This window comes from Nocardia sp. NPDC050713 (assembly GCF_040654315.1).
Lineage (GTDB): Bacteria > Actinomycetota > Actinomycetes > Mycobacteriales > Mycobacteriaceae > Nocardia.
The window spans coordinates 146,286-169,284 of record NZ_JBFAHS010000008.1 but is presented as its reverse complement, the minus strand read 5'-3'; the positions used below and the strand labels follow the sequence as shown (position 1 = coordinate 169,284).

18 protein-coding genes and 1 pseudogene are annotated in these 22,999 nt (G+C 68.9%); 5 read left to right on the top strand and 14 right to left on the bottom strand.

What is annotated here, in order from left to right; translation table 11 throughout:
* The first annotated feature begins 27 nt into the window (after positions 1 to 27).
* Together AB0H49_RS17305 and AB0H49_RS17300 are read left to right on the top strand one after the other, a co-directional pair.
* The gene (locus AB0H49_RS17305; protein ID WP_355001024.1) at positions 28 to 666 is read left to right on the top strand and encodes a TetR/AcrR family transcriptional regulator; all 639 of its coding nucleotides are present in this window, start codon (positions 28 to 30) and stop codon (positions 664 to 666) included.
* A complete protein-coding gene (locus tag AB0H49_RS17300; protein ID WP_355001023.1) occupies positions 663 to 2,354 on the top strand; it encodes an FAD-binding dehydrogenase in 1,692 nt (563 codons plus the stop codon). The genes AB0H49_RS17305 and AB0H49_RS17300 overlap by 4 nt, the downstream gene beginning before the upstream one ends.
* 31 nt (positions 2,355 to 2,385) lie before the next feature.
* On the opposite strand, the gene AB0H49_RS17295 is transcribed toward AB0H49_RS17300, so the two are convergent.
* Together AB0H49_RS17295 and AB0H49_RS17290 are read right to left on the bottom strand one after the other, a co-directional pair.
* Entirely contained in the window at positions 2,386 to 4,104 is a 1,719-nt protein-coding gene (locus tag AB0H49_RS17295) for a GMC family oxidoreductase (protein ID WP_357252423.1), read from the bottom strand.
* A gap of 121 nt (positions 4,105 to 4,225) precedes the next feature.
* Positions 4,226 to 4,834, bottom strand: coding sequence for a TetR family transcriptional regulator (locus tag AB0H49_RS17290; RefSeq protein ID WP_357252420.1), 609 nt, complete (start codon positions 4,832 to 4,834; stop codon positions 4,226 to 4,228).
* A gap of 103 nt (positions 4,835 to 4,937) precedes the next feature.
* On the opposite strand from AB0H49_RS17290, the gene AB0H49_RS17285 reads away from it, so the two are divergent.
* Positions 4,938 to 6,077 carry an acyl-CoA dehydrogenase family protein gene (locus tag AB0H49_RS17285; RefSeq protein WP_355001020.1) on the top strand — a complete coding sequence of 380 codons (1,140 nt, stop codon included), beginning with the start codon at positions 4,938 to 4,940 and terminating at the stop codon, positions 6,075 to 6,077.
* Positions 6,078 to 6,090: 13 nt separating this feature from the next.
* Here the strand turns inward: AB0H49_RS17285 and AB0H49_RS17280 are convergent, their stop codons facing one another.
* Entirely contained in the window at positions 6,091 to 7,230 is a 1,140-nt protein-coding gene (locus AB0H49_RS17280; RefSeq protein WP_355001019.1) for an alpha/beta fold hydrolase, read from the bottom strand.
* A gap of 270 nt (positions 7,231 to 7,500) precedes the next feature.
* Between AB0H49_RS17280 and AB0H49_RS17275 the strand changes: the two genes are divergently transcribed.
* On the top strand, positions 7,501 to 8,739 hold the full coding sequence (locus AB0H49_RS17275; protein WP_355001018.1) for a helix-turn-helix domain-containing protein: 1,239 nt from the start codon (positions 7,501 to 7,503) through the stop codon (positions 8,737 to 8,739).
* A gap of 124 nt (positions 8,740 to 8,863) precedes the next feature.
* On the opposite strand, the gene AB0H49_RS17270 is transcribed toward AB0H49_RS17275, so the two are convergent.
* On the bottom strand, positions 8,864 to 10,162 hold the full coding sequence (locus AB0H49_RS17270; RefSeq protein WP_355001017.1) for a diguanylate cyclase: 1,299 nt from the start codon (positions 10,160 to 10,162) through the stop codon (positions 8,864 to 8,866).
* Between the two features lie 386 nt (positions 10,163 to 10,548).
* On the opposite strand from AB0H49_RS17270, the gene AB0H49_RS17265 reads away from it, so the two are divergent.
* A complete protein-coding gene (locus AB0H49_RS17265; protein ID WP_357252414.1) occupies positions 10,549 to 13,029 on the top strand; it encodes an MFS transporter in 2,481 nt (826 codons plus the stop codon).
* A 10-nt stretch (positions 13,030 to 13,039) separates the two neighbouring features.
* Here the strand turns inward: AB0H49_RS17265 and AB0H49_RS17260 are convergent, their stop codons facing one another.
* The 10 genes and pseudogenes from AB0H49_RS17260 to dpgA form a co-directional block, all read right to left on the bottom strand.
* Positions 13,040 to 13,939, bottom strand: coding sequence for an STAS domain-containing protein (locus AB0H49_RS17260; RefSeq protein WP_355001015.1), 900 nt, complete (start codon positions 13,937 to 13,939; stop codon positions 13,040 to 13,042).
* 117 nt (positions 13,940 to 14,056) lie between these two features.
* A pseudogene (locus AB0H49_RS17255) lies at positions 14,057 to 14,208 on the bottom strand (metallophosphoesterase); the annotation flags it as partial.
* Between the two features lie 48 nt (positions 14,209 to 14,256).
* Positions 14,257 to 15,405: an MFS transporter gene (locus AB0H49_RS17250; protein WP_357252411.1), complete on the bottom strand. Its 1,149-nt coding sequence runs from the start codon at positions 15,403 to 15,405 to the stop codon at positions 14,257 to 14,259.
* Positions 15,406 to 15,960 carry a cytochrome b gene (locus AB0H49_RS17245; protein ID WP_357252408.1) on the bottom strand — a complete coding sequence of 185 codons (555 nt, stop codon included), beginning with the start codon at positions 15,958 to 15,960 and terminating at the stop codon, positions 15,406 to 15,408.
* Positions 15,961 to 15,965: 5 nt separating this feature from the next.
* Complete coding sequence (locus AB0H49_RS17240; protein WP_357252405.1) at positions 15,966 to 17,039, bottom strand: catalase family peroxidase; 1,074 nt, start codon at positions 17,037 to 17,039, stop codon at positions 15,966 to 15,968.
* 52 nt (positions 17,040 to 17,091) lie between these two features.
* Positions 17,092 to 18,894 carry a thiamine pyrophosphate-binding protein gene (locus tag AB0H49_RS17235; protein ID WP_357252402.1) on the bottom strand — a complete coding sequence of 601 codons (1,803 nt, stop codon included), beginning with the start codon at positions 18,892 to 18,894 and terminating at the stop codon, positions 17,092 to 17,094.
* 45 nt (positions 18,895 to 18,939) lie between these two features.
* Positions 18,940 to 19,746, bottom strand: coding sequence for an enoyl-CoA-hydratase DpgD (dpgD, locus tag AB0H49_RS17230; RefSeq protein WP_357252399.1), 807 nt, complete (start codon positions 19,744 to 19,746; stop codon positions 18,940 to 18,942).
* The gene (gene dpgC, locus AB0H49_RS17225) at positions 19,743 to 21,071 is read right to left on the bottom strand and encodes a (3,5-dihydroxyphenyl)acetyl-CoA 1,2-dioxygenase DpgC (RefSeq protein WP_357252396.1); all 1,329 of its coding nucleotides are present in this window, start codon (positions 21,069 to 21,071) and stop codon (positions 19,743 to 19,745) included. The genes dpgD and dpgC overlap by 4 nt, the downstream gene beginning before the upstream one ends.
* Positions 21,068 to 21,769: an enoyl-CoA-hydratase DpgB gene (dpgB, locus tag AB0H49_RS17220; RefSeq protein WP_357252393.1), complete on the bottom strand. Its 702-nt coding sequence runs from the start codon at positions 21,767 to 21,769 to the stop codon at positions 21,068 to 21,070. The genes dpgC and dpgB overlap by 4 nt, the downstream gene beginning before the upstream one ends.
* Positions 21,770 to 21,805: 36 nt before the next feature.
* Complete coding sequence (gene dpgA / locus AB0H49_RS17215) at positions 21,806 to 22,951, bottom strand: 3,5-dihydroxyphenylacetyl-CoA synthase DpgA (protein WP_357252390.1); 1,146 nt, start codon at positions 22,949 to 22,951, stop codon at positions 21,806 to 21,808.
* Between the last annotated feature and the right edge of the window lie 48 nt (positions 22,952 to 22,999).

Below are 22,999 nucleotides of genomic sequence, written 5' to 3'. Positions count from 1 at the left end.
CCGGCCGTCCGGCGAGAGGAGTCCACGATGGCGTCGTCCACCGCGGGAACGCCGGCGCGCCCGGCGACTCGCAGACGGGTCGCGACCCGCAAACGCCTGCTCACCGCCGCGTACGAGGTCTTCGCCGAGGACGGGTTCGGCCGGGCCACGGTCGAGCGGGTCTGCGAGCGCGCCGGTTTCACCCGCGGCGCGTTCTACTCGAACTTCACCTCGCTCGACGAGCTGTTCCTCGCTATGTGGGAGGAACGCTCGGCTGCCATGCTCGCCGATGTCCGCACCGCCCTGGACGACATCTCCGTCGAGGGCGTCGCCGACCTCCGCGATGCGGTGGACCGGCTGCTGCGCGCCGTCCCGCTGGACGAGGCGTGGTACCGGATCACGGCCGAGTTCACCAGCCACGCGCTGCGCACACCGACGCTGCGCCGGGTGATGGCGGCCCGCGAGGAGGCGATCGTCGCGGCGCTGATGCCGACCGTGGTCGCCGCGCTCGGCCGGGTCGGGCGCGGCGTGCCCGACCCGGAGGCGCTCGGCCAGGCCATGGTGGCCGTGCACGACGGCACCGCGGTGCAGGTGCTGATGGAACCGCGCAGCCGCATCGCCCTGCGGCGGCGCACCGACCTCTTCTGTCACGTCGTGCTGGCCTACAGCACGCCAATCGAAGGATGAACATGACCAACTGCAGTCCCGAATTCGCGCGCGAGGCCGATGTCATCGTGGTCGGCGCGGGCCTCGCCGGCCTGGTCGCCGCCCACGAGCTGGTCAAGGCGGGCCGCAAGGTGCACCTGCTCGACCAGGAAAACCGCAACAATCTCGGCGGGCAGGCGTTCTGGTCGCTCGGTGGATTGTTCTTCGTGGACAGCCCGGAGCAGCGGCGCCTCGGCATCAAGGACTCCTACGAACTGGCGCTGCAGGATTGGCTCGGCTCGGCTGGCTTCGACCGCGACGACGAGGATCTCTGGGCGCGCCAGTGGGCCGAGGCGTACGTGCGCTTCGCGGCCACCGAGAAGCGGGATTATTTGCACGCCTTGGGCTTGCGGGTGACGCCGCTGGTCGGCTGGGCCGAGCGCGGCGGCGCGGCCGCCGACGGCCACGGCAATTCGGTGCCGCGTTTCCATCTCACCTGGGGCACCGGTCCCGAGGTCGTGCGGGTCTTCCAGGAGCCGGTGCTGGAGGGCGAGCGGCGCGGGCTGGTCGGCTTCAGTTTCCGCCACCGGGTGGACGAGCTGATCGTCGAGGACGGCGCGGTGGTCGGTGTGCGCGGCGCCGTCCTGGAGGACACCGACCTCGAACGCGGCAAAGCGTCGTCGCGCACAGCGGTGGGGGAGTTCGAGTTCCGTGCCAAGGCAGTCGTGGTGACCTCCGGCGGCATCGGTCACAACCACGAGATGATCCGGCGCAACTGGCCCACCGAGCGACTCGGTCCCTGCCCGGAGACGCTCATCTCGGGCGTTCCGGCGCACGTCGATGGCCGGATGCTCGCCATCTCGGAGAGCGCGGGCGGCGCGATCGTGAACCGGGACCGCATGTGGCACTACACCGAAGGCATCCACAACTGGGACCCGATCTGGCCCGACCACGCCATCCGCATCATCCCAGGGCCGTCCTCGCTGTGGTTCGACGCCAACGGAAAGCGGTTGCCCGCACCGTGTTTCCCCGGATTCGACACCAACACCACGATGAAGGCGATCCTGGCGACCGGCTACGACTACTCCTGGTTCGTGCTGACTCAGTCGATCATCGAGAAGGAGTTCGCGCTGTCGGGTTCCGAGCAGAACCCCGACATCACCGGCAAGGACCTCAAACTCACCCTCAAGAGCCGGGTGGCCAAGGGCGCACCCGGCCCGGTGGAGGCGTTCAAACAGCACGGTGTCGATTTCGTCGTCGCCGACACGCTGCGCGAGCTGGTCGAGGGCATGAACAAGATCGCGCGCGGACCCCAGCTCGACTTCGACGACCTGGAGCGGCAGATCGTCGCGCGCGACCGCGAGATCGACAACAAGTACGGCAAGGACGCCCAGTTGATGGCGATCACCAACGCGCGCCAGTACTTCGGTGACAAGGCGGGCCGGGTCGCCAAGCCGCACCGCATCCTCGATCCCAAGGCTGGTCCGCTGATCGCGGTGCGGCTGAACATCCTCACCCGCAAGACCCTCGGCGGACTCCAGACCAATCTCGACTCCCAGGTGATCCGTCCCGACGGCGCCCCGCTGCCCGGCCTGTACGCCGCGGGCGAGGTCGCGGGCTTCGGCGGCGGCGGCGTGCACGGCTACAACGCGCTGGAAGGCACCTTCCTCGGCGGCTGCATCTTCTCCGGTCGCGCCGCGGGCCGCGCGCTGGCGAAGAAGCTCGCCTGACGTTCGCCGCGAACCCGGTCGCCGGTGCGGGTCAGCGCACCGGCTCGATCGGCAGCTGCCGCGCGGCGGCCGAAAGGCGCAGCGCCGCAGGGGCGGTCGGCGGGACGACCGGGTGACGCGGCGCGATCGGGCCGAGTCGCCGGTACGGTGCGCCGAGGGCGGGGCGCGGATCGGCCTCACCTTTGTTGGGCCACAACGAGACCGCGCGTTCGGCCTGCGCGGTGATGGTCAGCGACGGGTTGACCCCGAGGTTCGCCGAGATCGTCGAGCCGTCGATGACGTGCAGGCCGGGGTGGCCGTAGAGCCGGTGGTACGGATCGACGACGCCGGTCTCGGCCGAGTCGCCGATCACGCAGCCGCCGATGAAGTGCCCGGTCATCGGGATGTTCAAGACGCCGGACGCGGTGCCGAGGGGAAAGCCGTCGATCTTGCCTGCCACCCGCCCCGCGACTTCGTGCCCGGCGGGCACCCAGGTCGGATTCGGCTGGCCCGCACCCTGTTTCGTGGTCATCGTGCGGCGTCCGAACCAGCCGCGCTTGGTGTAGGTGGTGATGGAGTTGTCCACCGATTGCATCACCAGCAGCCCGATCGTCTGTTCGGACCAACGCCGCGGGTTGTGCGCGCGCAGCAAATCGCGGCGGGCGCGCCACAGCGCGCGCAGCCACAGCCCGAGGCGCGGGGTGTCGCCGCTGACCATCACGGTCGCCATCAGCGCGAAGGCGTTGCTGCCCTTGCCGTATCGCACCGGTTCGACGTGGGTGTCCGCGTCGGGATGGATCGAGGAGGTGATGGCGACGCCCTTGGTGAAGTCGGCGTCGGCGCGGCGGCTGCGGGCGCCGAGCAGTTCCTCGGAGTTGGTGCGCGAGAGCTGTCCGAGCATGCCCGAGACGGCGGGCAGCGAGCCGGTGTCGCGCAGGCGGTGCAGCAGGCGCTGGGTGCCGAGGGCCGCGGCGGAGAAGACCACCTGCTCGGCGGTGAACTCGCGGCGCTGCTTGCGTACGGTGCGGCCGGTGCGCTGCGTGGTGATCGTGAAACCGCCGCCTTCGCGTGGTCGCACGTCGGTCACCGTCGTCAGTGGATGCACTGTGGCCCCGGCCTTTTCCGCAAGATACAGGTAGTTCTTGACCAAGGTGTTCTTCGCGTTGTGGCGGCAGCCGGTCATGCACTCGCCGCAGTGTGTGCAGGACCTCCGGTCCGGTCCGACGCCGCCGAAGAACGGGTCGGGCACGTCCTGTCCCGGCTTGACGCCGGGGCCGCCGAAGAAGACGCCGACCGGCGTGCTGCGGTAGGAGTCGGCGACGCCGAGGTCTTCGGCGACCTCGCGCAGCACCCGGTCGGACTGGGTCGTCGCGGGATTGGTCGTCACGCCCAACATCCGCGCGGCCTGGTCGTAGTGCGGTGCGAGTTCCGCGCGCCAGTCGGTGATGTGACCCCACTGCCGGTCGGTGAAGAATCGTTCCGGGGGTTCATACAGGGTGTTCGCGTAGACCAGCGACCCGCCGCCGACACCCGCGCCCGCCATCACGAACGTGTCCTTCAGCAGCGCGAGGCGCTGGATGCCGTAGCAACCCAGTCGCGGCGCCCAGAGATATTTCCGCAGTCGCCAAGAGGTTTCGGCGAACTCGTCGTCGGTGAAGCGGCGACCCGCTTCCAGCACCGCGACGCGGTATCCCTTCTCGGTCAGCCGCAGCGCGGTCACGCTGCCGCCGAACCCCGAACCGACGACCACCACGTCGTAGTCGAATGTCATGGACCTACGCCTTCCGCTCCCGCCGATGTCGTGGAACAACGCTAGGAGCGGACGGCGCGCTGACAGGACAGACCTGCGGCCAAGAAATCCACATTTCCGGCCAGCCGTGCCGGTTCGTGGCTCACTCCCGCCGCAGGGCCAGCTCGGCGAGCACGGTCCAGTCGGCGAGCACCTGCTTGCGACGGGCGCGGTCGCGGCCGACCATCTCGTCGAGGGTCGCGCCGCGCACGAGGTTGATGGTGAGCCAGAAGGCGGAGTCGAGGCGGGCGCGGGGGATGTCCGGCCCGATGAGTTCGGCGCAGCGGTCGAGCAGTTCGACGGTGAGATCGTGTTGCACGCGCAGCATTTCGCGGCGCAGCTCGCGGTCGTTGGCGATGCCGACGTAGAGCTCGACGCAGGCGCGGCCGAGTTTGCCCGCGAAAGTGGCGGTCACCAGCTCGACGAGGATTGTCCCTGCGGTGAGATCTTCGGCCAGCGTGCGCAGGCGGCGGTGCAGCGCTTGGCGCTGGCGCTCGGTGAGGTGCCCGATGGTCTGGGCGAACAGCTCATGGCGGGTGTGGAAGTGGTGCAGCTGGGCGCCCCGGGTGACGCCCGCGCGCGCGGTGATGTCGGCGATGGAGGCGCCGCCGTAGCCCACCTCGGCGAGGCTGTCGATCGCCGCGTCCAGCAGCAGCGCCCGAGTCCGCAGACTCTTCTCCTGGTGCTTGTTCGGCGGCAGATCGGAAACCATTCGTGCAGTATAACGGCTGGAAAGTACATGCTGTATTGCATGCAATTGGATGTTGGTCATAATGTGTTGGCAAGCCGACCACCCCCGCCGCGGAGATGATGAGATGCCTGTCGACCGACTGCTGCCCACCGAGGAAGCGCGCGATCTGATCGAGCTCACCAGGGAGATCGCCGACAAGGTGCTCGAGCCGAACGCGGCGGAGTTCGAGAAACAGCAGAAGTACCCTGAGGAAGCGTTCCGCGCGCTGGGCGCGGCCGGGCTGCTCAGCCTGCCCTACCCGGAGGCTTTCGGCGGCGGCGGTCAGCCCTACGAGGTGTACCTGCAGGTGCTCGAGGAGCTGGCCGCGCGGTGGGCGGCGGTCGCGGTGGCGGTCAGCGTGCACAGCCTCTCCTGCCACCCGCTTTTCGTCTTCGGCACGCCCGAGCAGCAGCGGCGGTGGCTGCCGGAGATGTTGTCCGGCACCATGATCGGCGCGTACAGCCTCTCCGAGGCGCACGCCGGTTCGGACGCGGCGGCGCTACGCTGCAAGGCCACCGCGGTCGAGGGCGGGTACCGGATCGAGGGCACCAAATCCTGGATCACCAACGGCGGGCGGGCGGATTACTACACCCTGTTCGCGCGCACCGGCGAAGGGTCTCGCGGCGTCTCCTGTTTCCTGGTCCCCGCGGACACCGAGGGTCTGAGCTTCGGCAAACCCGAGGAGAAGATGGGCCTGCGCGCGGTGCCGACCACGACAGCGGCCTACGACGGGGCGTTCCTGCCCGCCGAACGATTGATCGGCGCCGACGGCCAGGGTCTCTCGATCGCGTTCAGCGCCTTGGACTCCGGACGTCTCGGCATCGCCGCCGTGGCGACCGGCCTCGCGCAACGCGCCCTGGACGACGCGGTGGCCTACGCCAAGGAGCGTGAGGCGTTCGGCCGCCGCATCATCGACCATCAGGGCCTCGGCTTCGTCCTCGCCGACATGGCCGCCGCGGTGGACTCCGCCCGCGCCACCTACCTCGACGCCGCCCGCCGCCGCGACGCGGGCCTGCCCTATTCGCGGCAGGCCAGCGTCGCCAAGCTGGTCGCCACCGACGCCGCCATGAAGGTCACCACCGACGCGGTGCAGGTCTTCGGTGGCTACGGCTACACCCAGGACTTCCCGGTCGAGCGCTACATGCGCGAAGCCAAGATCACCCAGATCTTCGAGGGCACCAACCAGATTCAGCGCTTGGTCATCGCCAGGGATTTGGCGTCGTAAGCTACCGGCCAACTCAGAGGCTGCCGCCACCGCCGATAAGCCACGGGTTGAAGGTGCACGCCAGGTCCGCCGGGGCGGTCGGGTCGAGTGCGCGCAGCGCGATCGAGGTGGAGCGGGGGGAGTACATCATCGTCAGGTGGTCGGAGACGTCCTGCTCGCAACCCGCCTGCAAGGTGATGTTGTCGACCGTGGCGTCGGGGCCGGGGCGCAGGAAGGTCCAGTCGTAGGGGTTGGTGACCTCGTCGTAGCGCGAGCCGACCGCGGTGTAGGCCACCCCGGGGACGGTGTCGCCGTTGGCGTTCAGTGCCGCGTAGAACGCGGAACCGACGGCCTGCTGGATGTTGGAGAGCCCGACGATGGGCTCGTAGAAGCCCAGGATGTTGACGCCGAGGTTGTTGATCGCGCGCCCGAGCGAGGCTATGCCCATCAGCGAGGTGCCGTGGTGGGTGGCGCCGAAGGTGATCAGCTTGTCGACCTTGCCCTCGCCGCCGTCGAACTTCAGGTACCGGTTGGCTACCGTGCCACCTTGCGAGTGCCCGATGATGTCGACCTTCTCCGCGCCGGTCGCGGCGCGCACCTGCTCGACGAATTGGGCGACCTGGCGCGAGGATTCCTCCATCGGGCCCACGCCGAAGCGACCGGGCAGCACGGTACCGAGGCCGCCGCCCTCCATCAGCCCGGAGCGGCCGAAATTGAAAGCGAAGACGCAGTATCCGGCCTGCGCCAGTCGTGGCGACATGTAGGCGAAGGTGTCGTAGGCGTTGAGCCAGGTGCCGTGCAGCAGCACCACCGGGCGGGGATGCGCGGCGCTCGGCTTGCAGTCCCACCGGTTGGCTCCGGACGGCGCGGCGTCGGGATGGGTGAGCCCGTAGGCGAACGCGGCGAGCGCCGCGGACATCTGCGGGCCCTCCCCGACGGCCGCCGAAGAGGTGCTCTTGGCCCAGCCCGAGCCACTGCTGCCGGTGTCGACGATCGCCTTCGGCTGCCTGCCGTCGGCCGCGGGCAGGAGCCCCGCGGTGATGGTGTCGGCCAGCGCCTGGGCGGCGGACTCGGCACTCCCCTCCACGGCCGGGTCCGCCATCGTCACCCCCGCGCCGGATCCCTGGGCCAGCGCCAGACCCGCGATCATCGCGGCGCAGGCGAGCGCGCGCATGCCTCGTTGCTTCGTTGCAAACATTTCCGTACTTCCCATCCGCTCGGATCCGCCCCCGGTGAATCGATGTGGCGCAGAACACAATTGAACCCACGGTGTGACGCGCGCCATCTCGCGGAGGCGATAATGAAAATTAAAGACCGGATGGTCCAAGTCGTCACTGCACGGCCGGAAAAAGAAAATCGAGAGGCCCTTGTCGTCAGCGACAAAGTTCTTGGCGGTCGCGACCGATACGTTGTCGCGAACCCTGTCGTCGGCAACAATCGGCCCATGGCTGTCGCTTCACCCCCGGTGACCGGGGACCTCCCCCTGGTGGCCCGATTGCTGACCAGGTGGCCCCAGATCGCCGAGCGGATGCTCGCCGCGGGCCTCGGTGCCACACCCCCCGCCGCCGAGCTGCCCGCTGGTCATTTCACCGCCGAAGTACTACCCACCATCTACGCCTGCGGACGCGCCGTGCTTCAGGCCATCGGCGAGGAGCGCGCGTTCAGCAGGGCCGAGGTCGCGGCGTTCGTGGTGCCGGTCGCCGAACGGCACGCCGAGGACCGCTTCCCGCTGGCGATCCTGATCGAGGCCATCCACGGCTCCGCGCAGTCGGTGCTCGCCGAGGCCGCCGCGCTCGCCAGCCTCGACGAGAAAGACGAACTGGTCGTCGTCGGCTCGCGGCTGCTCGACCTGCTGATGCACATCAACATCACCGTCGTGGAGACCTACACCGAGGTCGAGCAGTCCATCTACAACGCCGAGCGCGAGGCGCGCCGCGAACTCTGCGCCGCCCTGCTGCGCGGCCAACCCGCCGACGAACTCGCCGCCCGCGCGGACACCCCGCTGACCGACCGCTACACCGTTCTCGCCATCCACCTGCGCCCGGACGAGCAGCACAACTCGGTCGCCGACCTGCTCGCCCGCCGCCGCATTCGCATCCTGCACCGCACGCTGGACTCGCTCAGCAACGGCACCGCACTGGTCACCTTCGACGGCGGGACCGGAATCGCCTTGCTGCCCAACCACTCCGAGTCCGCCGCTGCCGATGCCGCGCGCCATCGCGGACTCGCCACCGAGCTCGCCGAGCAGTTCGGCACCCCGGTGTATCTCGCCGAGTCCCGCGGCGTCCTCCGCGCGGATCTGCCCGGCTCCGCGGAGCAGGCGGCCGAGGTGGCGACCCTTGCCCGGCTGCTCAACCGCCCGACCGGCCGTTACCACCTGGACGACCTGCTGCTCGAGTACCAGCTCACCAGGCCGGGCGCGGCGCGCGACCGGCTCGCCCAGCGCATCGCCCCGCTGCTGAACAACCCGCACCTGCTCGAGGCGCTGGAGGCCCACCTGGAGTACGGCTCGGACCGCAAGGCCGCCGCCGCGCGCCTGCACGTGCACCCGAACACGTTCAGTTATCGGCTGCGCCGCATCGCCGAGCTCACCGGCATCGATCCCGCCGACCCCACCAACTCGCGGATGCTCGCCGCGGCGCTCACCATCCACCGGCTCTACCCGGCCAACGACACCGCCTGACCGGTCACCCGCTCGCTACGGGCGTACCCTCCGCCTTCGCTCCGGCCGCGCGCGGGCTGTAGACGGACTGCGTCCGCCTGTGTGGAATCGGCGTGCCTCCGTCTTCGCTCCGGCCGTGCGCGGGCTACCGGTGGACTGCGTCCAGCTGCGTGGAATTGCCCTTCTGGTGGTACATCGCGGTGTCGGCGTCGTGCAGGATCTCGGTGGCGGTGCGCGGATCGCCGGGCACGATCATCGTGACACCGATCGAGGCCCGGACCGTGAGCCGATGTCCATGGGCGACAATCGGTTCGGCCACCGAGGCGGCGAGCCGCTGAATGACCGCCTCCGGGCCGACGTCGCGTTCGCCGAGCAGGACGAGGAACTCGTCGCCGCCGAGCCTGCCGACCAGATCGCCGCGGCGCACCGCGCGGAGCAGTCGCTGGGCGACGATTTGCAGGACGACATCGCCGACCACGTGCCCGTGCGAGTCGTTGATGGCCTTGAACCCGTCGAGGTCGACGAACAGCACGGCCGACAGCGGGCCGCCCGCCGGATGGGCGAGGGCCGTGTCGAGATCGTGCAGGATGGTCGGCCGGTTCAGCAGCCCGGTCAGCCCGTCGTGCGTTGCCTGGTACTGCAACTCGCGTTGGCTGGCCCTGGTGGCGGTGATGTCGGTGAACGAGCTGACCACCGGTGATTTCCGGTCGGTCGGATTGAGCAGACGGCAGTTGCCGGCCAGCCAGCGGCGGTGATGGTCGGTGCCGTCCACGCCGAAGACGAAGCGGCTGATCGGCTCGCCGGTCGCCATGGTGCGCGCGACCGGATGACGAGTGGCGGGCAGCGGAACACCGTCGGTGTCGACCATGCGCAACGGCAGCGCGTCGAACCGGGCGCCGACGAGTTGCACACCGCGACAACCGAATATGCGCAGCGCGGCGGGGTTGATCGACTCGATCATGCCCTGCCTGCTTATCACGACGACGCCCTCCTCCAGTTGCGAGACGATCGCGGTGAAGTGCTGTTCGGCCCGGCGCTGGGCCTGCTCGGCCGCGTGCTGGGCGCTCAGATCGTGCAGCACCACCTGGTAGGCGCGTTTGCCCTGCCAGATGGTGAGCACCGAGACGGTCTGCACCGGGATGCGGGCCCCGTCGGCGCGCAGCAAGGTGAGGACCGCCCGCTTGGACGCGTCGCCGGTACTGCGCGAACCCTCGATCCTGGCCAGTGTCGAGGCGACCGAATCGGGTGCGACGAAGTCGCTGACCTGGCGTCCGACGATCTCGTGCGCGGACTTGGCCGCCAGCAGGCGAACCCCGGCCGGATTGAGATAGACGACGACGCCGCCTTCGTGTACGCATATGGCATCGGGGGAGTGTTCGACCAGCGAACGGTACCGCTCGGCCGCCTGCTCCGGATCGCCCACCATGGTGTTGTTCTCGTCCATGCGAATCCCCGTTCGACGAACGACGCGCGGTCGGTGTCCACATTGCTTGGAACCCGCCGAAACCGGCGATCGCCCACCCTGCCGGTCCGAACGGGGTTTGGTGCTGCCATCCACTAGCCGAGAGCGAGATTATGAGACTCGTTGGTATCGAAGGTCAAGGATACCGCCTGCGGCGAATGAACAGCAATCGCCGCGCCCGCGTCACGACGCGGACCGCTCGGCCTCGATAGCGAGCCCGCGCGGCCCACCGGTAAGCTCGCCGGGTCGCAGCATCCCCTTGATCTATCAGTACGACAGAGCAGATCGCTTGTGGCGCAGGGCTTGGTCGCGCGCGGGACGCGTGCGGTCGCCGGATGCGCTTTGTTTCGAACGCAAGATCGCAACCGTTGGACGATCAGAACCAGGGCATCTACATGACCAATACGACCACCCAGGCTCCGGCGCCGAAGCCGGACCTGGCGGCCGAGGCAGGCGCGCGACTGTCGCATCGGCAGATTCTCACCATCATCTCCGGCCTGCTGCTCGGCATCTTCCTCGCCGCGCTGGACCAGAACATCGTGAGCGTCGCGATCGTGCCGATCGCCAACGGCCTGAACGGATTCGACGAACAGGCCTGGGCGACAACGGCTTATCTGATCACCGCGACCATCACCACGCCGCTCTACGGCAAACTCGCCGACATCTACGGCCGTAAACCGTGGTATCTCATCGCGATCGGACTGTTCGTGATCGGCTCGGTGGCATGCACGTTCGCCACCTCGATGTACGAGCTCGCCGCGTTCCGCGCCTTCCAGGGACTCGGCGCGGGCGGCCTGATGTCGCTGGCCTTCACCATCGTCGGCGATATCGTCCCCGCCCGCGAAAGGGTCCGGTATCAGGGCTATTTCATGGTGGTGTTCGGTGCCTCCACCGTGCTCGGGCCGGTGCTCGGCGGGCTGTTCTCCGGTTACGACGAACTCGCGGGCCTGGAGGGCTGGCGTTGGGTGTTCCTGGTGAACGTGCCCATCGGCATACTCGCGTTCGTGGTGGTCGCCAAGGTGCTCGATGTGCCGCACCAGCGCCAGCCGCACCGCATCGACTGGTTCGGCGCGCTGACGCTCACCATATGCGTTGTGCCGCTGCTGATCGTCGCCGAGCAGGGCAGGGAATGGGGCTGGAACTCGGACCGCGCGCTCGTCTGCTACGGCGTCGGCGCGGCGGGGCTGGCGCTGTTCGTGCTCGTCGAGTTCCTGATGAAGGACGCGGCGCTGATCCCGCTGCGGTTGTTCCGTAACTCCACGTTCAGCGTGTCCATCGTCGGTGGCTTCGTCGTCGGCATCGCGATGTTCGGCGCGATCGTGCTCGTGCCGCTGTATTACCAAGTGGCGCGCGGATATTCGCCGACGAAGGCCGGTCTGCTGATGCTGCCGCTCGTGGTCGGCATCATGATCGGCGCGCAGATCGCCGGAATCATCACCAAGCTCACCGGCAAGTACAAGATCCTGCCGGTCGCCGGGTGCTTCCTGATCGCGCTCGGCGCGGCGTTGCACGGCAGGGTGCTCTACGACAGCCCGCTGTGGGAGCCGCTGCTGTACGGCGGCGTGATCGGCTGCGGCCTCGGCGCGTGCATGCAGACGCTGATCATCGCCGCGCAGAACGCGGGACCGCGCACCGACATGGGCGTCTCGACCGCGGCCGCCACCTTCTTCCGTCAGATGGGCGGCACGCTCGGCGTCGCGATCTTCCTGACCATCCTGTTCAACTTGCTGCCCGGCCGGATCGTCGACGCCTTCGGCGGGCAACTGCCGGAGGGCTTCGACACCGCCCGGCTCGGCGAGTTGCAGAGCGACACCGGCGAACTCGCCGCCATGCCCGAGGACCTGCGCGCGCCGATCCTGATCGGCTTCACCGACGCGATGGCGGGCGTGTTCTACGTCGCCGCGGCGGTCGCGGTGCTGGCGGGCGTTGTGCTGATGTTCATGAAAGAGATTCCACTGCAAGACGATCCGATCGTGCCCGAGCCGGGTCCGGACGGTTCGTCGAGCTGGGAGGAGTCGCAGGTCTGGGCGGGCGCGGCGGAGGTCTTCTCCGAACCGGAACCGGTGCTCGCCGCCGCGGCGGAATCCCGCTCGCTGTTCGGCCGCATCCAGCACGAGGACGGGCATCCGGTGCCCGAGGCCGCGCTGACGCTGATCGACAAGGGCGGACGTCAGGTCGCCAGGGCCGTGGGCGACGCCAATGGCGGCTACTCCATCGACGTGCCCGACGCGAGCACCTACGTGCTGATCGCGGCAGCGGCCGGGCACCAACCGACGGCGGTCAGCGTCGTGGCGGGCTCCTGGCCGCAGGAACTCGACGTGAAGCTGATGGGGTCGGGCACCGTCTCCGGAACGGTCAGATCGGCGGTCAGCGGCAAACCGCTCGGCGGCGCCACCGTGACGCTGACCGATCGGCACGGCGAGGTCGTCGGGGCGACGGTCACCGCGGACGACGGCGCCTTCGTCTGCCACGGGGTGGTCTCCGGCACCTACACGATGGTCGCGCTCGCCGAGCACATGCGCCCGCACGCGACCACGCTCACCGTGCCGGACAGCGGCCTGCTCCGCCACGACATCGACATGGAACCCAACGCCGTGCTCGCGGGATCGGCGCTGGCCGACGGCCGGGTGGTGCCCGATGTGCAGATCATGCTGCTGGACATGGCGGGCGATCTGACGGCCACCGCGCGCACCGACGCCGACGGCAGGTACGTCGTCCCCGACCTGGCGGAGGGGCAGTACACCGTTGTCGCGCGCGGATATCCGCCGGTGACCAGCCGGGTGACGGTGTCGGGCGGCGAGGCCGTGCACGACGTGCGGCTCGGTTACGGCCGCGACGGGGATGGCTGACCGCGACCGGTCAGTTCGCGGGCGCCGCCTGCTCGCCGCTGCGGCTCACCTCGTAGCCGAGCAGGCGTTCGGCTTCCTCGATACCGCCTTGCAGGTCGCCGACCGCGTTCATCTTCGACAGGTCCAGGCCGATGGTGACCAGGGTCAGCGCGATCTCCGAGGACAGGCCGGTGATGATCACGTTGGCGCCCATCAGGCCGGAGGCGTCGACGGTCTGCACCAGGTGGTTGGCGACGGTGGAGTCGATCGTCGGCACACCGGTGATGTCGATGACGACCACCTTTGCACGGTTGTTCCTGATCGCGCGCAGCAGTTGTTCGGTGAGCTGGCGCGCGCGCTGACCGTCCAGCACGCCGATGATCGGCAGGATCAGCAGCTGCTCGCGAACCTGGAGCACCGGGGTGGACAGCTCGCGAATGGCTTCCTGCTGCTGGCGGATGATGCGCTCGCGTTCCTCGACGAACGAGATCGCCACGGTGCTCGCGATGCGGTTTGCCGCGGGCTCGTAGGCGTCCAGCACCCGGTTCAACAGGTCGAAATCGGACTGGTACTTCTCGAACAGCGAGCGAGCCAGCACATCTCGCAGCAGCAGCACGATACCGAGCACTTCGTCGGTCTCGACCCCGCGCGGGATGATGCGCTCGGACAGGTCGCGCGCGTAGTCCTGGAGCGCCTCGACCGAGCCGGTCGCCAGCACCGCCACGTAGTTGTCGTAGACCGAGGTGACCTCGGAGAACATCTCCTCGGCGGTCATCGCGGTCAGCAGCTGAGCCTCGGTGATCAGCCGCGCCCACTCCTCGCGCAGCGCCGTCCTGTTCTGTCTGAGGTGCTCCACCAGCTCCGAGAGCAGTCCAGCCCCGCCACCGTTCGCGCCGAGATCGGTCGCGACAGGGTCGAACACATCGGACACGTGGTCCTCCATCGATCCTCGCGCCGCGTGCCTTTCGCGGCGCCTGCCGAATCGTATACCTCGTCCGTGCGGTGCGCGGGGTTTCCTCGGCGACGCGCCATCCCCGACGGCGGTGTGTCAGGCACGTGCGGCGGCCAGCTCTACGACGGTGATGTCGGAGGGCGCGCCGACCCGCACGGGCGGACCCCAGCCGCCGCGCCGCGCGTCACGTACAGCTGGGTGTCGCCGTACCGCTCGAGCCCCGCGACGGTCGGATTACACAGCGTCGCAGCGTGATTCGCCGCCCGGGCCGGTAGCAGGGGAGTGCCCGGGTACGCCTAGTGCCGCACGGTTTTCTGGCGTCCCGCGCCCGCGGCTGTGAACGCCTGCAGGGCCGTGGCGGCGGCGAGGGCGAGCAGGGCGGGACCCCAGCTTCGGGTGTGGTCGCGGAGGACGCCGAGGAGGACCGGTCCGAGGGCGGCGAGGGCGAAGCCGACGGTTTGGGCCATGGCCGCGAGGGCGGTGGCGTCGCCCGCGTCGGTGGCTCGTTCGCTCTGGAATGCCATCGCCGAAGCGAGGCAGGCCCCGGACCCGATGCCGAGCAGACCGATCGCCAATGGCGTCGCGCCGGGCGCGAGCGCCAGCAGCAGGAACCCCGTGGCTTCGACCGCGCTGGCCGCCACCGCGAGGCGCCGTTTGGCCGAGACCGTGCGGGCCAGCCACGGCATCGCGTTGATGGCCGCCAGACCGAGGATCTGGACGGCGAACAGCGCGAATCCGGCCGCGCGCGGCGATATCCCGTTGTCGTGCAGCACGCTCGGCAGCCACGCGAGCGTGGTGTAGAACCCCAGCGCCTGCAGCCCCATGAATATGCTGACCTGCCAGGCCAGCGCCGAGCTCCATGGCATCGGCACGCGGGCGGCGGGCCGCGGCATCGGCGCGGATCCCGTGATCGGCCACGCCCGTAGAGCGGCAATCACCAGCAGCGTTCCCGCGGCGAGCGCGGAACGCCATCCGCCAGGCAGATTTTCGGCCAGGGGCACCGCGACCCCGGACGACACGGCGGCCGCCGCGGTCATCGCCGCGATGTAGCCCGCGGTGACCGTCATGATCCGCGCCGCGGGGACGGTGCCGCGGACGATCGCGGGCAGCAGCACGTTGGCGTACCCGATCGCCGCCGCGATGACCACGGTCCCGGCGAACAGACCCGACGAGCCGGGCATCGAGCGCAGCACGATCCCCAGCAGCAGCGCGGCCAAGGCGAGCCGCACGAGCTGTTCGGCCCCGCGATGCACGGTGTGTAACACCACCGCGGGCACCGCCGCGAAAATCAGCAGCGGCAGCGCCGTGAGCAGTCCCGCCGTCGCGGCCGACAGCCCGGTGTCGTGGGCGATGGCCGGTACCAGCGGTCCGACGCAGGTCAACGGCGCCCGCAGGGTCGCACCGGCCAGCACGATCCCGGTGACCGGCCGGACCGCACCGCTCATCTACCGGCGGTACGGGAAGGTCATGCGACGAAGCAGTCCGTCGCGTAAGACCAACGCGTGGAACAGGACCGCGCAGATGTGCGCGGTCAACGCGAACAGAAGCAGGTAGGCCAGCGCACTGTGCGCGGTGCGCAACAACGCGTACAGCTCGGGATCGGCGGGGGCGATCGCGGGAACACGCAGGTTGCCGAGCACACGGTTCGGGACGCCGGACGCCGACACCAGCGCCCACCCGACGATCGGCTGGAGCAGAAACAGCGCGTACATGAGGATTTCGGAGCCGGTCGCGACGAGTCGTTCCGGGCGGGACATGGTGTCGATCTGGGGTGGCGGCCTGCGACGGACGCGGTAGGCGATGCGAATCACGGCCAGCGCCAGGATCGCCAAGCCGATGGTCTTGTGCCAGCTCAGCAACCGGCTGTAGTCGCCGAGATAGCCGACCATCGCCGCGCCGATGCCGAGCATCGCCAGGATCAGGACGGCCATGAGCCAGTGCAGTACCCGGGCGGTGTGGCCGAATCGGGTGGTATCGCGCTTGAGTTGGTCGAGCGTCATCGTCGTCAGACCTTTCGCACCACCACCGCGCCGGTGGGTTTGGCTTCGCCGGCGCGGCGACGGAAGGACTCGCTGTAGGCCGCGGAGCGTGCTTGCAGCAGCGGATCGTCGGAGGGCTCGATTCCGTTGGGCAGCACCAGCGGATCGAAGTTGACGTCCTGGACGTTGTCGGCCGATTCGGTGTCGACGCGGTCCAGCACGACCGTGCCGACGTGCACGGCACGGCGGTCGTTCGGCCACATCCGGGTCGCGTCGTCGGTGGGATCGCCTGGCTCCCCGACGATCACGACGAGCTGCCAGCGCAGCGGCCCTGCCTTCAGGTCGGCGACGAGGCCGTCGAAAAGGGCGCTGTCACCGCCGCCAGGTCCGGTCGCCGGAGGCGGACCGTCCGGTTCGAGCCGCCAGCGTACGGAGACGGTGCTGCCGTCGCCGTCGGTGAACCGGAACGCGTTGAGTCCGAAGAAGGCCGAGGCGGCGAAAGTCGGCGCCGGCGCGCCTTGCTCGACGATGCCCAGCGCGGCAGCGGTTTTCGGGTGCCTCTCGAGGTACTGCTTCATCGTGGCCGGGTCGGGCTTGCCGGTGGCCGGGTCCGGGGCGAACGCCAGGGTTCGGTCGTAGAAGTCTTGCGCGGTGGCGTCCAGGAAAACCGGCACGTTGATCATCGCCATCCGCCACTCCTCGCCCCTGGGCAGGAACAGCCGCAGCCCGAGTCCGCGCGGAGCGGTCGGCGCGTCGGGCATATGCGGGTTGCCGCCCGCGAGGGAGAACCGTCCGGTCAGGCGATAGCGACCGGCATGGAACACCGAAGCCTTCGACAGCTCGACACCGCTGCCGTTGCTCTCGAAGTATCCGGCGACGGCCACCCCTTTGGCATGGTTGCGGCGGCAGCCGGGGAAGGAGCCGCCCGCGGTTTCCTGTAGTCGGTCCACCACGCTGCGCGCGGTCAGTCGCCACGGACCGATGCGGTTCTCGGCGAACAGGAACCCGCCGATGCCCGCCGCTCCGAGCGCGGCGACGGCCGCGCCGCCGAGCAGGGTGCGGCGGTTCAGCGGTATGGAACTCGGCTGCGCGTCGGTCATCGGTCGTCCTTCTTCGTTCGCTGGTGTGGCGGATTCGGGTGTTCGGCGCGGATCACGGCGGACCCATCGCCTGGAGCCGGTCGATCAGCACCGGATCGATGTCGGGCCTGTCGGCCAGCAGCATGTCGATGGGCGGCGCGGGCGAGGACGCGATGCGGATGTCGACGACGTACGGTTCGCCGTTGTCGAGCGACTCGAATCCGCGTTCCAGCGCGTCGCGGAGTTTGCCGGTCTTGGTCACCACCTCGCCCGGAATGTCGAAGGAGGCGGCGATCTCGGCGAAGTCCTGGGCCGGGCGACCCAACCGCAGGTACCAGGCGTCGTTGGTCGGCTGCCAACCGTAGATCTGCCCGATCGCGGACAGCCCCGTCATCAGGGTCTTGTATTCGTGGTTGTTCATCACCAGGTACAGCACCGGAAGCTGGAACTTGCTGATGGTCCACCACGAATTGGTGTGGAACAGCGCGGAACCGTCGCCGACGATCGTCACGACGTAGCGCCGGTCGCCGAGGGCGAGCGAGATGCCGATGGACGCGGGCAGCGAGAACCCGAGCGAGCCGCCGGAGGTGCAGAAGTACGCGTCGGGGATGTCGTAGGCGATCGCCTTCTGAATCGCGGCGGAGATCGCGAAGTCCTCGTTGATCACCGTGAGGGGTTTGCCGAGGGTCTTCTGCACTTCGGCCAGCACCATCGGCACAACGTGGTCGGGGATCGGCTCCTTGCTCAGTGCGGTGGCCGCGGCGGCGGTGAATTCCTCGTCGCGGCGGGAGTCCAGTTCGACGACCCGCCGATTACGTTGTGCGACAGCGGCTTCGTCGTACTGCGCGTGGCCGGTGACAGCATCGATGATCAGCGGCAGGGTGCGTTTGACGTCACCGAGCACGCCGACCTCGGCGTAGGCGTTCTTGCCGATCTCCCACGGGTCGTTGTGCAAGGTCACCTGTGTGAGCTCGGCCGGGATGATCGGGCCCTTCTCCCAGCGGAACACCAGGATCTGCGCCTGGGAGTTCACCCCGATTTGGAAGATGGTGTCGAAGTCGGCCAGCTGCATGTGCACACCGTCTTGGGTGGGCACTAGTTCCCCCTGCCAATGCGGCAGGTCGTTCGGGTAGTTCATCCGGCTGGCTTGGTTCTCCGAGTAGACCGCGGCGCCCAATATTCGCGACAGTCGCTCGATCTCCGGCCAGGCATCGGCCTCGCCGACGCCGTCACCGACCAGAACCACCGGGTTCTTCGCCCGCGCGAGCTGCTCGGCGGCGGCCGCGATGCCGTTCGGATCGCCCGCCACCTTGTGCGCGACGCGAGTCACCCGGCCACGCTGCTGCATGGCGGGCGCCTCGATCAGGAAGTTCCACGGCAGCGAAACGAATACTGGCCGGAACGGCGGGACCAGGAGTTCCTTGAACGCGCGATGCAGGACCAGCGGCAGCTCGTCGACGCTGCGGATCTCGTAGGCCCACTTGGTGTATTGCTCGGCCGTGTGGACGAGATCCGAGGCCAGGATCGGTTCCTGGACTAGCAGATCGCTGTGTTGCTGTCCGCAGAACACGATGAGCGGGATGTTGGATCGGTAGGCGTTGTACAGGTTGCCGATGATGTTGGCCGTGCCGGGGGTGATGTGCACGATCGCGGCGCCGGGGCGTCCCGACATGCGCGCGTAGCCCATGGCGGCGCCGAGGGCGATGTTCTCGTGCAGACACGGTACGTACTCGACACCGTTCTCGGGAATGGTCGTTCCGTCGAGCAGCGGGATTTCGTGGGTGCCCGGCACGCCGAACGCGTACTCGATGCCCACCTCGCGCAGGTAGTCGAAGATGATGTCGCGGCCGAGCCGGGGCGATGTCGGTGAACTCATAGGTCCTTTGTTTCTGGCAGATCGGTTCCGGGGCTGGTCGGTAGTTCAGTGACCGGTCCAGTTGGGCGGTCGTTTCTCGATGAACGCGCGCGGGCCCTCCTGTGCGTCGCCGGAGTTGGCGCGCAACGTTTCCCAGTGGTAGGTGGCGGTGAAGGCGTCCGGCAGCGGCGTCGTCAGCGACGCGACGGCAGCCTGCTTGATGGCACGCACCGACAGCGGCGCGCAAGCGAGGATGTCGGCCACCCAGGTTTCGGTTCTCGCGTCCAGGTCGGCGACGGGAACGACCTCGTTGACCAGCCCGAGCTCGGCGGCGCGTGCGGCGCTCATTCGCCGCCCGGTCAGCAAGTGGCCCAGCGCGATCCGATAGGGCGCTTGGCGCGGCAGCCGGAACACCCCTCCCGCGCCGGGGATCAGGCCGAGTCTGGCCTCGGTGAGCCCGAATTCGGCAGTGTCGGCGGCGATCACGATGTCGCAGGCGAGTGCCAGTTCGAAGCCGCCGCCGAGCGCGTATCCGGCGACCTTGGCCACGAGCGGCTTGGCGAATCCGAACCGCTCGGTGATGCGGGGATACCCGGGTTTGCCCGCGCTGCCGAACGTCGAGTGCCCTTCGCCACGGGTATCGCGCTCGGCCAGTTCCTTCAGGTCCTGCCCGACCGAGAACGCGCGCCCGCCGCGGCCGCCGAGGACGGCCACCCAGATGTCGTCGTCGCGTTCGATGTCATCCCATACCCGCGCCAGCTCCGCGTGCATTCGCAGGTTCATCGCGTTGAGGACTTCGGGCCGGTCGAGTTCCACGGTGGCGACACGGCCCTGCTTGCGATAGACCACGGTGGACAGGTCCCCGAGCGTCACCGCCGCGCTCCGACCTCGGGTTTCGCCGCGGCACCGAACCGGGACACTTTCGCCAGCACATCCTGGCCGTAGAGCCGCAGCGCTTGGTGCAGCGCGAACTCGGACATGTAGCGGCGGAACGCGTCCTGCGATTCCTCGGCGGTTACGATCATGTGCTTGTTCGCGATCACCGCATCGGCATCGAGTTGTTCTGCGGCCCTGGCGATTTCGGTGTCGAGTTCGCCGGGTTCGACGACGCTGTCGAAGATGTAGCGCGCGTCGGGTTCGGTGGCGCGAATCTTCCTGCCCCACAGGATCACCTCGCGCGAAACCCGCGATGTCGCCGCGCGCCCGAGCCGCAGGTTGCCCGCGCCCGGCACGATCCCTTCCTGTGCGGCGGGGAGGCTGAAGTAGCTGTCGGCGGCGGCGATCACGCGGTCGAAGACGAGCAGCAGTTGTGCGCCGCCGCCGATCGCGAACGTGTCCACCGCGGCGACCCACGGTTTCGTGCGCGGTGCGGGCGGCCAGTCGTCGCCGTCGTCGGAGAGTCCGCGCAGAATCTTCGCGATATAGCCGGTTTCGCGCCCGAGGAGGAACTCGAGGTAGGAGATCTTGCCTCCGTGCAGCTCCGCGAGATTGATGCCCGCGCTGAACACGCGCTTGCCGCGATAGCGGGGATGGGTCATCTCGCCGCCGCGCACGACGCCGACCTTGGATCTCGGGTCGAGCAGCACCAGGTCGACCGCGGTTTCCATGTCGGCGACGTGCTGGTTGTCCTCGGCGTTGAGGCAGTGGACGTTGGTCATCGTGAGTGTCGCGGTGTGCCCGGAGCGGGTCAACGTCACCGCGGGCAGCGTCACCCGGCCGGTCGCCTCGTATTCAGGCAGGAGTACAGCGGCGGCGAGCGTCGGTCGGCGCATGGCGTCGAGCAGGTGCTCGCCCGCGACCGGATCGGCGAAGACCGCGTGGAAGAAGATTCCTTGATCGATCTCCCACCCTTCCTTGTGTGCCTGGACGACCGCGGCGTCGGCGGCTAGCCGCGCGGGCTCGGGCAACAGGCCGGGGAACCGGGCGGTCGCCGCGGCCGCGAGATCGGTCAGCCGCGGCGAGTCGCGCAGATCGTCGGTCGCCCGCCGGTACACCGCGGACACGTGCCTGCGCAGGAATGCCCGGCGCAGCGTGCGCACCGCCCGATGGGCTCGTTCCGCCCGCGCGGCCCGGTCGGCGTCTCGCTCCGCGACCGGACCGAGCTCGTGCAGCGTCCGGTCGCATTCGGCGGCGGCGTTCCGCAACACGGCGCTGTCGTGGGCGAGTTCTCCGGTGAACGGTGAGCGCGGGGTGGTCACGACGCCGCCCGGAGACGCCGCAGCGACCGGTCGGCGGCCGCCAGGTGCGCGCCGAGCGCGTCCTCGAAACGCGTGGTGGTCGCGTCGAGCAGCAGCCGGCGGCGGATCGCGATTTCCGTACCGGCGGTCGACTCGAACAACCTGAGTCCCGCTTGCACTGTCGTGGTCTCGGATCGAGCGTCGTGATCGATCACCGCGTCGACGAGACCCTGCGCGTGCGCCTCGGCGGCCGAGAGTGTGCGGCCCTGCACGGCGAGTGCCCGCGCCGGACCGGCGCCGTATTGGGCGACCAGGCGATGCAGCGCCATGGACGGCCAGACGCCCAGAGCGGTGGCGGCGAAACCGAAAACACTGCCGGACCGGAGGATGCGGTAGTCGGCGACGAGCAGCAGTTCCGCGGCGGGTCCGTAGGCGTCCCCGTCGACGACGGCGATGATCGGCGCGGGCGCCTGTTCGAGTCGGCGCAGCGCGGCTTCCCACTTGCCGACGACGCCGATATCCACCGGGCCGGGCCACGAGAACTGCTGCCCCGAGCGGGTTCCCGTGACATAGAGGACCACGGTGTGCGGCTTGTCCGGCGGCGCGTCCTCCGCGCGCACCGCGATCGCGGATACCGCTGCGAGTAGTTCCTCGGTCAGCGGCTGGTCGGCGGAGATCACCGCGGGCAGTACGTGAGTAGTGGATTCGTAACTGGTCATCGAAAACCCCCTGGAGTCGAATCGACTTGGACTGCTTCAGAACTGGAGAAGCGCGGACTCGATCTGCGAACCGGGGCCCATGGTCATGAGCACACCGTGGTCGCCGCGCCGAACCTTGCCCTCCTCGAGCAGCCGTTGATAGGAGAACAGGAACGAACCACTCGAGAGGTTGCCGAAATCACGCATCACGCTGGAGGTGTGCCGCAGGTCGTTGGAAGTCAGACCGAGGTTGATCTTCACCGCGTCGATGACCTTCTTGCCGCCGGAGTGCACCGTCCAGTGCGCGATGTCCCTGCGCCGCAATCCGGTACCGCGCAAGAGCTTGTCGATCACGATCTCCGCGTGCGCGCCGACCTCGTAGGGCACTTCTTTGTCCAGGTAGAAACTGAACTTCCCGGCGTCCTCGTCCCAGTCGTAGCGCATCGCGCCGACCGCGTGCCGAATCATGTAGCTGCTGGTCGTCAACAGCGCGGGGGCGGGAGCCGAGCCTGGGCCACCAGGCGCGCCGGTGTCGCCGCCCGATCGGACCGCCAACGCCGCGGCCCCGTCGCCGAAGAGGCTGTTGACAACCGCCGTACGCATCGTTCCGTCGAACACGTACGCCGCCGAGCACGCCTCCGCGCAGACCAGCAGCGCCAGCTCGTCCGGATGTGTTGCCGCCCAATTCGCCACGGCGGCAAGGCCGTTCAGGCCCGCGTTGCATCCCATTCCGACTACGTCGAGCCGGGCCGTATCCGGGTCCAGCCCCAGCTCGTCGATCAGCAGCGCGCTGAATCCGGGTGTCAGGAAACCGGTGGTGGTGACGGCGACCAGATAACGCACGTCGCGGATATCGCTGCCGATGCGACGAAGGCACGCGCGGACCGCGGCCGCACCGGTCCGTACGCCCTGGGTCCGGTGCTTGGCCAGCAGTTCACCCTGGGTCTCGACGCGGAACGCGCCATCTCGATCGCGAGGCGGCAAGGTCAGGTACCGCGTCTCTATTCCGCCGTTGAGGAAGACGCCGCGGATCTTGGCGTCGGTGATGTTCAACAGGTCGACGAGTTCGCGTTGGCTGTAGCGGTCGGGCGGATTGGCGGTGGCTACGCCGAGCAGTCGCGGAAGCGCGGACGGTGCCGACCGGGGTTCGGGCCGTAGCTCGTGGTCGAGTCTCTCGATGTCGATTGTTTTCGAGGCGGTCATGCTCTGGTTCCTTTGATTATTCGTCAACCCTGTTTCGCGGTCCGGCCG

Bases quoted from the DNA above. Each gene is read 5' to 3' on its own strand.
- AB0H49_RS17305 (WP_355001024.1), top strand. From the start codon at position 28: ATGGCGTCGTCCACCGCGGGAACGCCGGCGCGCCCGGCGACTCGCAGA.
- AB0H49_RS17300 (WP_355001023.1), top strand. From the start codon at position 663: ATGAACATGACCAACTGCAGTCCCGAATTCGCGCGCGAGGCCGATGTC.
- AB0H49_RS17295 (WP_357252423.1), bottom strand. From the start codon at position 4,104: ATGACATTCGACTACGACGTGGTGGTCGTCGGTTCGGGGTTCGGCGGC.
- AB0H49_RS17290 (WP_357252420.1), bottom strand. From the start codon at position 4,834: ATGGTTTCCGATCTGCCGCCGAACAAGCACCAGGAGAAGAGTCTGCGG.
- AB0H49_RS17285 (WP_355001020.1), top strand. From the start codon at position 4,938: ATGCCTGTCGACCGACTGCTGCCCACCGAGGAAGCGCGCGATCTGATC.
- AB0H49_RS17280 (WP_355001019.1), bottom strand. From the start codon at position 7,230: ATGCGCGCGCTCGCCTGCGCCGCGATGATCGCGGGTCTGGCGCTGGCC.
- AB0H49_RS17275 (WP_355001018.1), top strand. From the start codon at position 7,501: ATGGCTGTCGCTTCACCCCCGGTGACCGGGGACCTCCCCCTGGTGGCC.
- AB0H49_RS17270 (WP_355001017.1), bottom strand. From the start codon at position 10,162: ATGGACGAGAACAACACCATGGTGGGCGATCCGGAGCAGGCGGCCGAG.
- AB0H49_RS17250 (WP_357252411.1), bottom strand. From the start codon at position 15,405: ATGAGCGGTGCGGTCCGGCCGGTCACCGGGATCGTGCTGGCCGGTGCG.
- AB0H49_RS17245 (WP_357252408.1), bottom strand. From the start codon at position 15,960: ATGACGCTCGACCAACTCAAGCGCGATACCACCCGATTCGGCCACACC.
- AB0H49_RS17240 (WP_357252405.1), bottom strand. From the start codon at position 17,039: ATGACCGACGCGCAGCCGAGTTCCATACCGCTGAACCGCCGCACCCTG.
- AB0H49_RS17235 (WP_357252402.1), bottom strand. From the start codon at position 18,894: ATGAGTTCACCGACATCGCCCCGGCTCGGCCGCGACATCATCTTCGAC.
- dpgB (WP_357252393.1), bottom strand. From the start codon at position 21,769: ATGACCAGTTACGAATCCACTACTCACGTACTGCCCGCGGTGATCTCC.
- dpgA (WP_357252390.1), bottom strand. From the start codon at position 22,951: ATGACCGCCTCGAAAACAATCGACATCGAGAGACTCGACCACGAGCTA.